At 67.2% G+C, this 15377-nt stretch carries 14 protein-coding genes and 2 tRNA genes; 10 read left to right on the forward strand and 6 right to left on the reverse strand.

Annotated features, from left to right (window positions below; translation table 11 throughout):
* Positions 1–27 precede the first annotated feature (27 nt).
* The 6 genes from rsmG to rpmH all read right to left on the reverse strand — a co-directional run bounded on the left by rsmG (position 28) and on the right by rpmH (position 3305).
* A complete protein-coding gene (rsmG, locus tag ABD264_RS07420) occupies positions 28–762 on the reverse strand; it encodes a 16S rRNA (guanine(527)-N(7))-methyltransferase RsmG (protein WP_344205249.1) in 735 nt (244 codons plus the stop codon).
* Entirely contained in the window at positions 759–1301 is a 543-nt protein-coding gene (locus tag ABD264_RS07425; RefSeq protein ID WP_144941542.1) for a Jag family protein, read from the reverse strand. Before ABD264_RS07425 ends, rsmG begins: the two co-directional genes overlap by 4 nt.
* Before the next feature lie 14 nt (positions 1302–1315).
* The gene (gene yidC / locus ABD264_RS07430) at positions 1316–2299 is read right to left on the reverse strand and encodes a membrane protein insertase YidC (protein ID WP_144941540.1); all 984 of its coding nucleotides are present in this window, start codon (positions 2297–2299) and stop codon (positions 1316–1318) included.
* Positions 2296–2730, reverse strand: coding sequence for a membrane protein insertion efficiency factor YidD (yidD, locus tag ABD264_RS07435; protein ID WP_244944844.1), 435 nt, complete (start codon positions 2728–2730; stop codon positions 2296–2298). Before yidD ends, yidC begins: the two co-directional genes overlap by 4 nt.
* Before the next feature lie 67 nt (positions 2731–2797).
* Complete coding sequence (gene rnpA / locus ABD264_RS07440; RefSeq protein ID WP_144941538.1) at positions 2798–3139, reverse strand: ribonuclease P protein component; 342 nt, start codon at positions 3137–3139, stop codon at positions 2798–2800.
* Between the two features lie 28 nt (positions 3140–3167).
* Entirely contained in the window at positions 3168–3305 is a 138-nt protein-coding gene (gene rpmH, locus ABD264_RS07445; protein WP_012399425.1) for a 50S ribosomal protein L34, read from the reverse strand.
* 467 nt (positions 3306–3772) lie between these two features.
* On the opposite strand from rpmH, the gene dnaA reads away from it, so the two are divergent.
* From dnaA to ABD264_RS07495, 10 genes are all read left to right on the forward strand, one after another.
* Positions 3773–5413 carry a chromosomal replication initiator protein DnaA gene (gene dnaA, locus ABD264_RS07450; protein ID WP_303106184.1) on the forward strand — a complete coding sequence of 547 codons (1641 nt, stop codon included), beginning with the start codon at positions 3773–3775 and terminating at the stop codon, positions 5411–5413.
* Between the two features lie 596 nt (positions 5414–6009).
* Positions 6010–7134 (forward strand): DNA polymerase III subunit beta, encoded by a 1125-nt coding sequence (gene dnaN, locus ABD264_RS07455; RefSeq protein ID WP_055086126.1) that lies wholly within the window; start codon positions 6010–6012, stop codon positions 7132–7134.
* 4 nt (positions 7135–7138) lie between these two features.
* Positions 7139–8452, forward strand: coding sequence for a DNA replication/repair protein RecF (gene recF, locus ABD264_RS07460; RefSeq protein WP_303106183.1), 1314 nt, complete (start codon positions 7139–7141; stop codon positions 8450–8452).
* Complete coding sequence (locus tag ABD264_RS07465; RefSeq protein ID WP_144941530.1) at positions 8445–9038, forward strand: DciA family protein; 594 nt, start codon at positions 8445–8447, stop codon at positions 9036–9038. Before recF ends, ABD264_RS07465 begins: the two co-directional genes overlap by 8 nt.
* Positions 9039–9399: 361 nt before the next feature.
* Entirely contained in the window at positions 9400–11466 is a 2067-nt protein-coding gene (gene gyrB / locus ABD264_RS07470) for a DNA topoisomerase (ATP-hydrolyzing) subunit B (protein ID WP_055086130.1), read from the forward strand.
* Between the two features lie 93 nt (positions 11467–11559).
* Positions 11560–14331: a DNA gyrase subunit A gene (gene gyrA, locus ABD264_RS07475; RefSeq protein WP_344205255.1), complete on the forward strand. Its 2772-nt coding sequence runs from the start codon at positions 11560–11562 to the stop codon at positions 14329–14331.
* Positions 14328–14840 (forward strand): DUF3566 domain-containing protein, encoded by a 513-nt coding sequence (locus tag ABD264_RS07480; RefSeq protein ID WP_295107646.1) that lies wholly within the window; start codon positions 14328–14330, stop codon positions 14838–14840. Before gyrA ends, ABD264_RS07480 begins: the two co-directional genes overlap by 4 nt.
* Before the next feature lie 102 nt (positions 14841–14942).
* Positions 14943–15016 (forward strand) — tRNA-Ile (locus tag ABD264_RS07485).
* 51 nt (positions 15017–15067) lie between these two features.
* Positions 15068–15190 (forward strand): hypothetical protein, encoded by a 123-nt coding sequence (locus ABD264_RS07490; protein WP_344205258.1) that lies wholly within the window; start codon positions 15068–15070, stop codon positions 15188–15190.
* 52 nt (positions 15191–15242) lie between these two features.
* Positions 15243–15315 (forward strand) — tRNA-Ala (locus tag ABD264_RS07495).
* Positions 15316–15377: the final 62 nt, after the last annotated feature.

A 15377-nucleotide genomic window follows, 5' to 3' on the forward strand; every position in this document is an offset into this window, starting at 1 on the left:
CATCCCCGCCTGTCAGGGCGGGGGTCTTCACAGAACCAGCCGGACCACCGTGGTGGGTTCCGCCAGGACGTCCGCGCCCACCGTGACGATCTCCGAGGAGCGCACGCCGAAACGGTTGAACTTCTTGGACGCCTTCTGCAGCTCCTCATCCGCCGCACGCCCTTTCAGCGCCAGGAGCTCACCCTGGCCCTTCAACAGCGGCAGGGTGATGTCCACCAGCCCCACGAGGGCAGAGACCGCCCGGGCCGTCACAACATCCACGGACCCCAGCTCGGCCTTGGCCTGCTCGGCCCGGGCACGCAGGACGCTCACATTCTCCAGCCCGAGATCCGCGACGACCTCCTCCAGCCACGTCACCCGGCGCTCCAGCGGCTCCACGAGCGTGATCGACAGATCAGGTCGCGCGATCGCCAGGCAGAGACCGGGCAGACCGGCTCCTGACCCCACGTCCACCACGCGCGCGTCCGGGGCGATGAGCTCCTGCACCACGGCGCAGTTGAGCACGTGCCGTTCCCACAGCCGGGGTGCCTCACGGGGGCCGATCAGACCACGGACGATCCCCGACGACGCGAGGTGCTCCGTGTAGCGCTGCGCGAGCTCCAGGCGGTCCCCGAAGATCTCGCGGGCAGCTCCCTCGAGTGGCCCGAGCTCAGGTGCCGGCTGGGGGTCCGGTGCGGCACGCGGACGCTGCACCGCCACGGCGTCGCCCTCCGGATGGGACCCACCGGGGGTGGCTTGCGAGGCAGAACCGGAGCCGCTCATTCGCCCGCCGAGACCACGATGTGCCGCCCGGCGCCGTCACCCTCGGACTCCGAGACGAGCCCGGCCTCCGCCACGGCGTCGTGCACGAGCTTGCGCTCGTACGGGGACAGCGGGGGCAGATGGACGCTCGACTCCCCGCCCTGGACGCGGGAGACGGCGTCCTCGGCCACCTCGCGCAGCTTGGTGGCGCGCTCATCACGGTGGCCCGCGATGTCCAGGATCAACCGGCTGCGTCGCTGCGTGGAGCTGAGCACGGACAGCCGCGCGAGCTCCTGCAGGGCCTCCAGCGTCTCTCCGTCCTCACCCACGAGCGCGCGCAGCTCAGAGTCGTCGCCGTCCTCTGAGACCACGGAGACGTACGTGCGGCCGTCGCGCACCTCGATGTCGATGTCACCGTCGATGTCCGCGGTGTCGAGCAGCTCCTCGATGTAGTCCGCGGCGATCTCGCCCTCCTCCTCGAGGGGGGACAGCGTCGAGTCCTGCGCATCCTCGGAGGGCGTCTGCTCCTCGGAGTGCAGAGGATTGTCCATCTCGTTCATGGGATGCGGACCTCTCAACCGTTGTTCTTCTTGGTCTGCTGCCTCTGCCGCTTCTTGGAGACCGGCTGCTGGCGCTGGCCCGCCGCCGCGCGCTCACGCTGCTCCGCGAGCTTCTCCTCGTGCTGCTGCTTGGTCATGCCCACGGGCGGCAGGCCCTTCGCGGCACGGCGCTCGTTGAGCTCGCGCTCCGCCTGCGACCCCTTGGTGGGGTTGTTGCGGATGACCCACCACTGCTGGCCCATGGACCACAGGTTGGAGACCGTCCAGTAGATCAGCACGCCCAGCGGGAAGTTGATGCCACCGATCGCGAAGATCAGGGGGAACAGGTAGAGCATCATCTGCTGCTGGCGGTACATGGGGGACTCCTTCGCGGAGTCGCTCATGTTGCGCGCGGTCAGCTGGCGCTGGGTGATGAACTGGGTGGCGCTCATGGCAACGATCATGATGAGCGCCAGGGTGATGGTCGCCGCGTGGTTGCCGGAGCCCGGCTCCATCAGCGTGGAGAACAGGGGCGCACCGAAGATGGTCGAGTCGTTGAACTGATGCACCAGGTTCGGTGCCAGCACGTGGATCGACTCGTTGTTCTCCGCGGCCTTCGGCACGGAGCGCAGCACCTGGAACAGCGCGAAGAAGATGGGCATCTGCACGATGATCGGCAGGCAGGCCGCGAACGGGTTGGACCCGTGCTCCTTGTAGAGCGCCATCTGCTCCTCCGCCATGGCCTGGCGGGAGAGCTGGTCCTTCTTGCCCTTGTACTTGGCCTGCAGCTTCGCCATCTCCGGCTGCAGCTCCTGCATGCCACGCATGGACTTGATCTGCTTGAGGAACAGCGGAATCGTCAGCGTTCGCATGACCAGGGTCAAGCCCACGATGGACAGCACCCAGGTGAAGCCCCAAGCCGGGTCCAGGCCGATAGCCGTGAACAGTTCGTGGAAGACCCACAGGACCGCGGAGACGATCCATCTGAAGGGGAAGAGGATGATGTCGAAGAAGTTCATCGAGCGTTAGCTCCTTGAGCCGCGTGGTGGCGGGCCGGGCAGTCGTGCGCATGGTCCCGCACGAGGTTCGGGTGGTTGAGCAGAACGATTTTCGGGGTGTCGGCCAGGGAGACGAACTCCCGGCCGCCCGACGGCACCCTGTCGATCCCACCGGCCGCCCATGGGTGGCAGCGCAGCAGCCGGGAGACGGTCAGCCCCAGTCCTCGCACGGCCCCGTGGCGCGTGAACGCTTCAAGTGCGTAGGCCGAGCAGGATGGAAAGTAGCGGCACACGTCCCCGTAGAGCGGGGAGACGATGGTGCGGTAGAGCTTGAGCAACGCGATGCACAGGTTCTGGGGCGCACGGAGGACCGCCTGCACCACGCCGCGGGGCACGTTGTACTCATGGGGCGCGCGTGCCAGGATCTGCTCAGGAGTCAGCGGTGACGTCACGCGCGTGCCTCCTTCTCCACAGTCTTCTGCCAACGGTACGGCATGGCTGCCGGGGCCGACGGCGCGCTCACCGCTGCCGGCGCACTGCGCCGTCGAACGCCGCGGCGTAATCCTGCCCCAGTTCCTGCCAGCTCGCCCCCGCTGCGGCCGGAAGAGCCCGCACGACGACGGAGAGGTTCCGCGGGTGCTCCCGGACCGTCTGTGCCGTGAGCTCACGCAGGCGCCGCTTAACCTTGTTGCGGGTCACGGCGTTGCCGACCGCCTTGGAGACGACGAACCCGACACGGGTGTCTTCCCCGGTATTCAGCCGCACGGATACGACGACGTTCCGGCGGCCGCTGCGGGCGCCGGAACGTACGGTGGCTGAAAACTGCGCCGAGGTCCGCATCCGGTGCCGAGTGGGCAGCATGATGCGAACCTCGCGGGTCGAATGGGTCTCAGGCCGACAGGCTGGCGCGGCCCTTGCTGCGGCGAGCACCGATGATGGCGCGGCCGGCACGGGTACGCATGCGAGCACGGAAGCCGTGCTTGCGGGCGCGGCGGCGGTTGTTCGGCTGGAAAGTCCGCTTGGGCATTAGTCACTCCACGAGGTTGGACAACGGTGTGCCACCGCGACGGATCGCAGGGGCGCACGCGGTACGTACATGAGGGCGTGCGGGCACGCAGAAATCGCGATACTACACGCACAAGACTGACCCACAGTAGTCAATGGCGACACACCGGTCAAATGGCACCGATGCCCCTGGGACGCGGTCCGGTGCCGCTGGACAGCTGATCCCCGGTGGCGGCGGCTCTCCACAGCTGTGCACACCACCCCTCCCAGGCATGTGGAAAACCACGTCCGGACGGGCATTCGACGGGAGTTATCCCCATAGTAGAACTACACGATTGTAGTTACGCACACCCCCGTGCTCGGGCTAGGTGCAGGCCGGAACGATGCTCTAGGCTGAGGTTCGCGGCCGCCCCCACGAGGTTTATCCACCGCTGTGTACAACTCTGTGGAAAACTGGAGCGTTCCGGTCCCTCACGTCAGGAGTCGTTCATGCAGCAGGACAACCAGACCTTGCTCGAGCAGTGGGCAGAGTGCGTCCGCATCATGAACGAGAACCCCCACGTCACCGGCCGCGGCCGCGGCAACATCGCCGTGTGCGAGCCGCGCGGGCTTATGGGGACCACCCTGCTGATGGCGGTGCCAAGCGAGGTCACCCGCGAGTTCTTGCAGCACCGACCCATGTCCGAGGTCCTGGATGCCACCGTCAGCCAGGTCTTCGGGGAGGACACCCTCATGGCCTTCGTGGTGGACCCGGAGCTCGAGGTGCAACCGCGCCCCGCCCGCCCCGCAACGGATGCGCGCGTCTCGGACGCCCGCACCTCCGACACCGCCATGCCCTCGCTGAACGAGGTGGAGGCCGAGCGCGCGCCGGGCGCCTTCCACCCCGGGCACACGGACAACTCCTCCAGCCTCGACGCAGCACCCTTCCTCTCCGGTGCATCGGCCGATGCCTTTGCCGACGCCGTGGCGAACGCCGGGAACCTCCCACCGCGTCGCGATCCCCAGGCGGCACCGCCCGCCCGTCAACCGGCGGAGGTCCTGAGCACGGGCAGCGGCTCGGACACGAGTCCCGCGGACTCCGAGTGGGACAGTTCGGCCCGACTGAACCCCAAATACGTGTTCGACTCGTTCGTGATCGGGCAGTCCAACCGCTTCGCCCACGCCGCCGCCTTCGCTGTGGCCGAGACCCCGGCCAAGGCATATAACCCGCTGTTCATATATGGGGAGTCGGGACTCGGGAAGACCCACCTCCTCCACGCGATCGGCCACTACGCCAAGCGGCTCTATCCGAAACTGCGGGTGCGGTACGTGAACTCCGAGGAGTTCACCAACGACTTCATCAACTCCATCCGGGACGACGAGGGCTCCTCCTTCAAAGGCATCTACCGCAACGTGGACCTGCTGCTGATCGACGACATCCAGTTCCTCGCGGGCAAGGAGCACACGCAGGAGGAGTTCTTCCACACGTTCAACGCGCTGCACAACCACGAGAAGCAGATCGTGATCACGAGCGACATGCCCCCGAAGCAGCTCACGGGATTCGCAGAGCGCATGCGCTCACGCTTCGAGTGGGGTCTGATCACGGACGTTCAGCCCCCCGAGCTCGAGACGCGCATCGCGATCCTGCGCAAGAAGGCCATCAGCGAGGGGATGGACGCCCCTGACGACGTGATGGAGTACATCGCTTCGCACATCTCCACCAACATCCGTGAGCTCGAGGGCGCGCTGATCCGCGTCACGGCGTTCGCATCGCTGAACAAGCAGCCGGTGGACCTGCCGCTGGCGGAGCTCGTGCTCAAGGACCTCATCACGGACGACGGCGGCCAGGAGATCACGGCGGCCTCGATCCTCGGGCAGACCGCGGCATTCTTCAACATCACGCTGGATGAGCTGAAGTCCAAGTCTCGCACCCGCACGCTCGTGACCGCCCGGCAGATCGCCATGTATCTGTTGCGGGAGCTCACGGACATGTCGCTGCCGAAGATCGGCCAGGAGCTGGGCGGGCGGGACCACACCACGGTCATGCACGCGGACCGCAAGATTCGCACGCTGATGGCGGAGCGGCGCCAGATCTTCGACCAGGTGACCGAGCTGACCAACCGCATCAAGCAGCAGTCGCGCGAAGGCTGACACTGCCGCCGCACCCACTCGGCAGGAGGGGATCCCTGGACTTGGTCCCGGGGATCCCCTTTTTCCCGTCGTTCATCCACAGGCTGCGCCCGCACCGGCACTGGACCGGGGTGCCCTCATCCACATGATTCGACGGGTGTGTGGACGGGCTGTGAACAGCCGCCCGAGGGGCGGTGTGGAAAAATCTGTGGACAACCGGGGTCCGACCGTGGACAACTCGCCGGAATCGGTGGGTGGAGTTGTGGAATCCCCGGAATCACGCGGAAGTTCTGCACGCCACGGCCACAGCCCGACCTCGATCCATCCACAACCGATCAACACCCAGAACCCACGGATCCGCTGCGATGAAGGCGGTTATCCACAGAGTCCACAGGGGTTGTTAACACTTCTACCCCTTAAGAAAAGATCCACCGAATAACAAAAATCCTGACGTCCGCACGCCCGAACGAGCCCTGAGACCTCTGTAATTACACGAATCCTCAGACCCTGCCGTACAGAGTGGACTCCAGAGACTCACTACAGGTCGATGCCTGTCCGCCCCGCCGGATACCATGCAGGCACGACACTTCTGTTCTCCGGCAAAAGAGGGGCCCTCCGTGAAGTTCTCCGTCGAGCGCGACGTACTGGCCGAAGCAGTCACCTGGACTGCTCGTTCACTGTCCCCTCGCCCGCCCGTCCCCGTGCTCTCTGGGCTGCTGATCAAGGCCGAGAACGGGTCCCTGTCCATCGCGAGCTTCGACTACGAGATCTCCGCACGCCTGACCATCAGCGCTGACGTGATCGAGGAGGGGACCACCCTGGTCTCCGGCCGACTGCTCGCGGACATCTGCCGTTCCCTTCCCTCAGCACCTGTGCAGCTGGAGGCAGAGGGGGGAAAGGTCACACTCACGTGCCGGTCCTCCAAGTTCAACCTCGCGGCCATGCCAGTGGAGGACTACCCCCAGCTGCCGGGGCTGCCGGAACTCTCCGGCGTCGTCGCCGGGGACGAGTTCGCCCACGCGGTTGCCCAGGTGAACATCGCGGCCTCCAAGGACGACACCCTGCCAATCCTCACCGGAATCCGGGTGGAAATTGAGGGTGAGAAGATGACGCTGCTCGCCACGGACCGCTACCGCCTGGCCATGCGGGAGCTCACCTGGCGCCCCTCCGACCCCACCATCTCCACGGCCGCCCTCATCAAGGCCAAGACGCTCAACGACATCGCCAAGACGCTCGGCTCCTCCGGTGACGTGAACATCGCGCTGGCGGAGAACACCGAGCTCGTCGGTTTCGAGTCCGGCGGCCGACGCACCACGAGCCTGCTGATCGACGGCGAGTACCCGAAGATCCGCTCCCTCTTCCCGGAGAACACACCCATCACGGCGGTTGTGCGCACCTCCGAGCTCGTGGAGGCGGTGCGTCGCGTGTCTCTGGTGGCTGAGCGCAACACGCCCGTGCGTCTGGCCTTCAGCGAGGGGCAGGTGGCGCTGGACGCCGGTACCGGGGAGGACGCCCAGGCCTCCGAGGTACTCGACGCGCAGCTCAACGGGGACGACATCACCGTGGCGTTCAACCCCACGTACCTCTCCGAGGGCCTGCACGCCTTCGACTCCGCATACGTCAGGTTCTCCTTCACCGCCCCGCCCAAGCCCGCGGTGCTCTCGGCACAGGGAGACTCCGAGGGTGAGGACGACGTCACGTACAAGTACCTGCTCATGCCGGTTCGACTGCCCAACCAGTGATCGTGTGTTCGTAGACCACCTCTCGCTCCTGGACTTCCGCACCTACCACACCCTCGACCTCCCGCTGGCCCCGGGTCTCACGGTGTTCGTGGGACCCAACGGCGTGGGGAAGACCAACATCGTGGAGGCCTTGGACTGGGCCGCCACGCTCGGATCGCACCGGGTCTCGAGCAACGGCCCGCTGATCGCCACAGGTTCGGAGCGGGCGGTGATCCGCACCCGCGTGGACAGGGCCGGTCAGCGCACGGTCCTGGAGTACGAGCTCAACGCGGCACAGGCCAACCGGGTTCGGATCAACCGAGCGGCACCCGTCCGGACCCGGAAAGCCCTCGGCACGCTGCACACGGTGCTCTTCTCCCCGGAGGACCTCACCCTCGTCAAGGGGGACCCCTCGCACCGGCGACGTTTCCTGGACGACCTCGCCACGGCCATGCGGCCTGTGCTCTCCGCGGCCCGCTCCGACTACGAGCGAGCACTCAAGCAGCGCAACGCCCTGCTGAAGTCCACCCGCGGCCGGCGCGGCTTCGACGAGTCGGACCGGGCCACTCTTTCGGTGTGGAACGACCAGCTCGCGCGCGCCGGTGCGGCCGTCATGGGTGCCCGCCTGCAGCTGCTGGAGGCACTGGAACCCGAGGTGGACCGCGCCTACCAGCAGCTCACCGACGGCCCCAAGCACGTCTCGCTCGGCTACGAGAGCTCCTCCGTGGCCCCTGGCACGGACCAGCGGGCGCTCGCGCACTTCTCCGTGGCGGACCTCTACGACCTGATGATGCAGGCGTTCGAGCGGATGGAGCGCCAGGAGCGCGAGCGCGGTCTGACCCTGGTGGGCCCGCACCGTGACGACCTCCTGATCCGACTGGGCGAGACCCCCGCCAAGGGCTACGCGTCCCACGGGGAGACCTGGTCCACTGCCCTCGCCCTGCGTCTCGGCTCGTGGTACGTCCACCTCGCGGACGATCCCGGCCGGGGCTCGGCGCCCGTCCTGATCCTGGACGACGTCTTCGCGGAGCTCGACGCCCGACGCCGCCGCCGCCTGGCTGAGCTCGTGGGGCAGGCCGAACAGGTGCTTGTCACCGCGGCCGTGGACGAGGACCTGCCGCTCGCGCTGCTCGAGCACACCCACACCGTGGTGGATGTGGAACCGGGCTCGGTCGCCGTGCGCGGCGACGCGTCGTCGTCGTCCGAGATCGTCCGGCATACCCAGGGCGAAGAAGGCGGGAACGGCGAGGACCACGGGGACCGCCACGACGGCGGCGACCGCAGCGGGCCCGGACCTGAAGGTGTGGAAAGCGCGACGAGGGGAGCCGAGGGTGGCTGAACCCGCACACCGGGACGTGGTGGACGCCGCCGCCGTGGCGTTGCAGCGCGTCCGCAAGGCTGCCCAGGGCCGCGGGGACATGCCGCTGTCCAAGGCCGCCGCGGCCAAGAACATGCGGGCCTTCGGCACCGCGATGGAGGAAGGCACGGGGTCCCCGGCTCTGCGCAGGTCCACCCGGTTCGGCACGGATCCGCGCCAGCTGGGAGGATTCTCCGGCCCCGGAAAATCTGCGCGGGACCCCAGACCACTGTCCTCCGTCGTGGACACCCTGATGACCCACAGGGGGTGGAAGACGCCCGTGAACGTGAGCACGGTGCTCGCGGACTGGCCGTCCCTGGTGGGTGTGCGAAACGCCGAGCATTCGTGGCCGGAGCACTTCGAGGACACCGTGGTGCGGGTGCGCTGCGACTCCACCGCGTACGCCACGCAGCTGCGCCTGATGCAGTCCGCGATCCTCGCGAACTTCGCGGACAAGCTCGGGGAGGGCATCGTGACCCGGCTGGAGATCCACGGGCCCGTGGGACCTAGCTGGAAGCGCGGACGGTGGCGTGTGCAGGGGCGCGGGCCACGGGACACCTACGGTTAGTCAGCGGTCCGGGGACCCGCCGACTCGACCCAGTGGCCCAGGAGGCACCACCCAGCACCCGGGGACCACCGCCAGCGCCCCGTCAGCGGCGGACACGAGTACGTCCGATCCGCGAGACGCGGCTCACCGGTCGGCCCAAAAACTGGCCAGAATCCTGCGAGCCGGTCCGCACCCCGAAAATGGCTCCACCCTGCGGCGAGGGGTTCCGGAGCGTCTGCGGGCCGTTCAGCGCGTCATCCGGTAGAATGTGGAGTCACAGATCTTCGTCCCGCCAGCCGATGAGCCGCGAGCCGTCTCATCGGCTGCACTCATGTGGGCGGGCGGTGATCGACATCCAATACGCAGGAGGACCGGAAACCCCGTGGCTACAGAGGATCCCCTAGAGCACGAGTACGGCGCGAGCGACATCACCGTTCTGGAAGGCCTCGAGGCGGTCAGGAAACGCCCCGGGATGTACATCGGCTCCACTGGTCCCAGGGGCCTGCACCACCTGGTCTACGAGGTGGTCGACAACTCCGTGGACGAGGCGCTCGCCGGGTACTGCGACAACATCGAGATCACGCTGCAGTCGGACGGCGGGGTGCGCGTCTCCGACAACGGCCGCGGCATCCCGGTGGACATGCACCCCACCGAGGGCAGACCCACGGTGGAGGTCGTGATGACCATCCTGCACGCCGGCGGCAAGTTCGGCGGCGGCGGGTACGCGGTCTCGGGCGGCCTGCACGGCGTCGGCATCTCCGTGGTCAACGCCCTGTCCCGTCTCGTGGAGACAGAGGTGCGCCGCCAGGGTTACGTGTGGCGCATGAGTTTTGCCAACGGCGGGCACCCCCAGGGCGAGCTGGCGCGCGGGGAACAGACGCAGGAGACTGGCACCACACAGGTCTTCTACCCGGATCCCGAGATCTTCGAGACCGTCGACTTCGACTTCGAGACCCTGCGCGCCCGCTTCCAGCAGATGGCGTTCCTGAACAAGGGCCTGCGGATCAGCCTCACGGACGAGCGGGCCACGGAGGAGACCGGCGACGAGATCGCCGGTGACGCCCCCGCGGACGTCACCGGCCCCCTCGAGGGCCAGGACGGCGGCACGATCGGTGCGGACGAGGCGGCTGCTGCCATCTCGGGCGCCCGCCAGGTGGTCTACTGCTACGAGGACGGCCTGCTGGACTACGTGACGTTCCTGAACTCGTCGAAGAAGGCGGAGCTGATCCACGAGGACGTCATCTCGCTCGAGGTGGACGACCCCGAGAAGAAGATGTCGCTCGAGCTGGCGATGCAGTGGACCACGGCGTTCAACGAGTCCGTGCACACCTACGCCAACACCATCAACACCCACGAAGGCGGCACCCACGAAGAGGGGTTCCGCACCGCGCTGACCACCCTGATCAACCGCTACGCGCGGGAGAACAAGATGCTGCGCGACAAGGACGACAACCTCACGGGTGAGGACGTCCGCGAGGGGCTCACCGCGGTGATCTCCATCAAGCTTGCCGAGCCGCAGTTCGAGGGCCAGACCAAGACCAAACTGGGCAACTCAGAGGCCAAGACCTTCGTGCAGCGTGAGATGTTCGACCTGTTCGGAGCATGGTTGGAACGCAACCCCAACCCGGCCAAGGACATCATCCGCAAGGCCATCTACGCCTCCCAGGCGCGGCTCGCGGCCCGCAAGGCCCGCGAGACCACCCGGCGCAAGGGCCTGCTGGAATCGGGCGGCATGCCCGGCAAGCTCAAGGACTGCTCGTCCAAGGACCCCACGCTCTCGGAGATCTACATCGTGGAGGGCGACTCCGCCGGTGGTTCCGCGGTGCAGGGCCGCGACCCGGCCCACCAGGCGATCCTGCCGCTGCGCGGGAAGATCCTGAACGTGGAGCGCGCGCGCCTGGACCGGGCGCTGTCCAACGCGGAGGTGCAGTCCATGATCACCGCGTTCGGCGCGGGGATCGGGGACGACTTCGACATTGAAAAGGCCCGGTACCACAAGATCGTGCTCATGGCCGACGCGGACGTGGACGGCCAGCACATCACCACGCTGCTGCTCACTCTGCTGTTCCGCTTCATGCGTCCGCTGATCGAGCACGGCTACGTGTACCTCGCGCAGCCGCCCCTCTACCGGATCAAGTGGTCCAACGCCGCGCACGACTACGTGTTCTCGGACGCGGAGCGGGACGCCGCTCTGGCCAAGGGCCTGGCGGAGAACCGCCGTCTGCCCAAGGACAACGGCATCCAGCGCTACAAGGGCCTCGGCGAGATGGACTACACGGAGCTGTGGGAGACCACCATGGACCCGGCGCACCGCACCCTGCGCCAGGTCACCATGGACGACGCCGCGGCTGCGGACCAGGTGTTCTCCGTGCTGATGGGCGAGGACGTGGAGTCCCGCCGAGAGTTCATCCAGCGCAATGCCAAGGACATCCGGTTCCTGGACATCTAGTCCGTCCCCGCACACAGTGATCGCCGGACATTCCCCCTCCGGCATGTACAGCAGTGGGCCGTGAAGGCCAAGACGAAACGGATACAGCAACGCATGAGTGACGAGACGCAGGACGGCAACGGTCCCGTGGAGCCGGAGAACACCCCCGAGGTCATCACGGAGGTCGGGACCGGGGAGGTCGAGACCGCTGGAGACCGAGTGGAGCAGATCGACCTGCAGACGGAGATGCAGCGCTCCTACCTGGACTACGCGATGGCCGTGATCGTGGGCCGGGCGCTGCCGGACGTGCGGGACGGCCTCAAGCCGGTGCACCGCCGCGTGATCTACACGATGTACGACGGCGGCTACCGCCCGGAGCGCTCGTTCAACAAGTGCGCGCGCGTCGTCGGCGACGTCATGGGCAACTACCACCCCCACGGCGACTCCGCGATCTACGACGCCCTGGTGCGCCTGATCCAGGGCTGGATCATGCGCTACCCGCTCGCGCTGGGGCAGGGCAACTTCGGCTCCCCGGGCAACGACGGCGCCGCGGCACCGCGGTACACCGAGACCAAGATGGCGCCGCTGGCCATGGAGATGGTCCGGGACATCCACGAGGACACCGTGGACTTCCAGGACAACTACGACGGCAAGCAGCAGGAGCCCACCGTGCTGCCGGCGCGCTTCCCCAACCTGCTGGTCAACGGCTCCTCGGGTATCGCGGTGGGCATGGCCACCAACATCCCCCCGCACAACCTGCGGGAGGTCGCGGACGGCGTCCAGTGGTACCTGCAGAACCCGGACGTGGACCGCGAGACCCTGCTGGAGGAGCTCATCAGGCGCGTCAAGGGCCCGGACTTCCCGTCCGGCGCCCAGATCCTCGGGCACAAGGGCATCGAGCAGGCGTACCGCACCGGCCGCGGCTCGATCACCCAGCGCGCGGTGGTCAGCGTGGAGGAGCTCAACAACCGCACCTGCCTGGTGGTCACGGAGCTGCCGTACCAGGTCAACCCGGACAACCTGGCGATCAAGATCGCCGACCTCGTCAAGGACGGCAAGGTCCAGGGCATCGCGGACATGCGGGACGAGACTTCGGGGCGCACCGGTCAGCGCCTGGTGATCGTGCTCAAGCGGGACGCCGTGCCCAAGGTGGTGCTCAACAACCTCTACAAGCACACGCAGCTGCAGGAGAACTTCTCCGCGAACATGCTCGCGCTCGTGGACGGGGTGCCACGCACGCTGTCCCTGGACGCCTTCGTGTTCCACTGGGTGGCCCATCAGATGGAAGTCATCGTGCGGCGCACCCGGTTCCGCCTCAAGCAGGCGCAGGAGGAGGCGCACATCCTGCTGGGCCTGCTCAAGGCCCTGGACGCCCTGGACGAGGTGATCGCCCTGATCCGCCGCTCGCCCACCGTGGAGGAGGCGCGCTCCGGGCTGATGGAGCTGCTCGGCATCGACGAGGCTCAGGCCCAGGCGATCCTGAACATGCAGTTGCGCCGACTGGCCGCCCTGGAGCGTCAGAAGATCCAGGACCGCCACGCGGAGCTGCAGCGGCTGATTGACGAGTACGAGGCGATCATTGCGTCCGAGGATCGTCAGCGCGAGATCATCTCCGAGGAGCTCGGGGAGATCGTGGAGCGCTACGGGGACGACCGCCGCACGGAGGTGCTCTACGGCTTCGACGGGGACGTCTCCATGGAGGACCTCATTCCGCAGCAGCAGGTGGTGGTCACCATCACCCGCGACGGCTACGTCAAGCGCACCCGCGCGGACGAGTACCGCGCGCAGCACCGCGGCGGCCGGGGCATCAAGGGTGCCCAGCTGCGCGGTGACGACGTCGTGGAGCACTTCTTCGTGACGAACACCCACAACTGGATCCTGTTCTTCACCACCCTGGGGCGGGTATACCGGGTCAAGGCGTACGAGTTCGTGGAGGCCGGGCGTGACGCCAAGGGCCAGCACGTGGCGAACCTCATGGAGTTCCAGCCGGACGAGCGCATTGCCAAGGTCATGGAGCTGCACTCCTACCAGGACGCCCCGTACCTGGTGCTCGCCACCCGCAGCGGGCTGGTCAAGAAGTCCCGTCTCACGGACTACGACACCAACCGTTCCGCCGGCGTGATCGCCATCAACCTGCGCGAGGGCGACGAGCTGGTCTCGGCCATGCTCGTGAACACGGACGACGACATCATGCTGATCTCGCGCCACGGCCAGTCCTTGCGCTTCACGGCCGACGACGACGCCCTGCGCCCCATGGGCCGCGCGACGTCCGGTGTGACGGGCATGAAGTTCCGTTCCGGCGACGAGCTGCTCTCGGCCAACGTGGTCACGGACGACTCGCACGTGTTCGTGGTGACCGAGGGCGGCTACGCCAAGCGCACCGAGGTGCAGGAGTACCGCGTCCAGGGCCGCGGCGGCCTGGGCATCAAGGTGGCCAAGCTCGCCGAGGTCCGTGGTGGCCTGGTGGGCGGTCTGATCGTGGGCGAGAACGACGAGGTGCTCGTGGTCATGGAGAGCGGCAAGGTGGTGCGCTCCAACGTCAGCGAGGTGCCGTCCCGGGGCCGCGACACCATGGGGGTGATCTTCGCGAAGCCCGGTGCCAACGACACCATCGTGGGTGTGGCCCGCAACGCGGAGCGCGAGATCGAGAAGGAAGTGGCCGAGGAGGGCGTCGAGGAGGCCGGGCACGAGGACGTCGCGGCCGCCACGGCGGTCGATCCGTTCGCGCGCACCGAGTCCACGGTCGAGAAGGATGCGATCCGGGGCGGCGAGAGAGAGGCCGTCTCCGAGGAGGTCGACGTCGTGATCGTCGAGGACGCTGGTGACCCGGCGGACGATGCGGATGCAGTAGCGTTGGAGGACAACGACAACGGAGGTGACGCATGAGCGCGAGCTCGGCCTCGAAGGCGGGTCAGACCGTGAAGGCTTCTTCCCCCAAGAAGCCCGCCGCCCAGCAGAGCGGCAGCAGGAAGACCCCGGCCCAGCAGGGTGGCAAGGGCGGCAAGGGTCTCGTGCGGCCGGCACCACGGGCAAAGGTGCGCCGCGCCCGCCTGGTGGTCTCCAAAGTGGACACGTGGTCCGTGCTCAAACTGGCGTTCCTGCTCTCCGTGGCCCTGGGCATCATCACGGTCGTGGCGTCCCTCGTGCTGTGGATCGTGCTGAACCTGACCGGCCTCTTCGACGGGATCAACGAGATGCTCTCCATGCTCGGTGGCAACGCCGGGGGCACGGACATCAAGAGGTTCCTCTCGCTCGGCAACGTGGCCCTGTTCGCCACGGTGATCTCGGTGGCCAACGTGATCCTGCTGTCCGTGCTCTCGGTGCTCGCCTCGCTGCTCTACAACATCGCGGCGTCGCTGATCGGCGGCATCGGGGTCACGCTCACGGACGACTGATCCGCGGGCGGGCTCCTGCACCGAGGGATTTGGTGCGGGGGAGCAACCTCCGGTAAAGTTTTGGCGTGGCCAGGCAGACAGTGTTCTGTTGGCACACGCTGAGGGCGTATAGCTCAGACGGTTAGAGCGCTTCGCTGATAACGAAGAGGTCCCAGGTTCAATTCCTGGTACGCCCACCCCTCGAATTCCCCACCAGCCGCGAGATGTTCTCGTTCGGAAGGTTCCCCATGAAGGCTCGTATCGCAGCACTGATCGCCGTCGCCGGACTCTCGGTGGCTGCAGTGAAGTCCTGGCGGGACGCAGAAGCCAAGCGTGAGGCCTGGAATTCGGCTGTGGATCCCGTGGACTGAGTCCCACGGTCGCAGGTGCCCCGCCCGTCCGCGGCGCACTCCAATCAAATACGGGGCCTTAGCTCAGTTGGTAGAGCGCTGCCTTTGCAAGGCAGATGTCAGGAGTTCGAATCTCCTAGGCTCCACGGCACACAGACCAGAGGCCGCATCCCCGACGGGATGCGGCCTCTGGTCGTTCCCACGTGGG

The organism is Kocuria salsicia, from assembly GCF_039532055.1.
GTDB classification, from domain to species: domain Bacteria; phylum Actinomycetota; class Actinomycetes; order Actinomycetales; family Micrococcaceae; genus Kocuria; species Kocuria salsicia.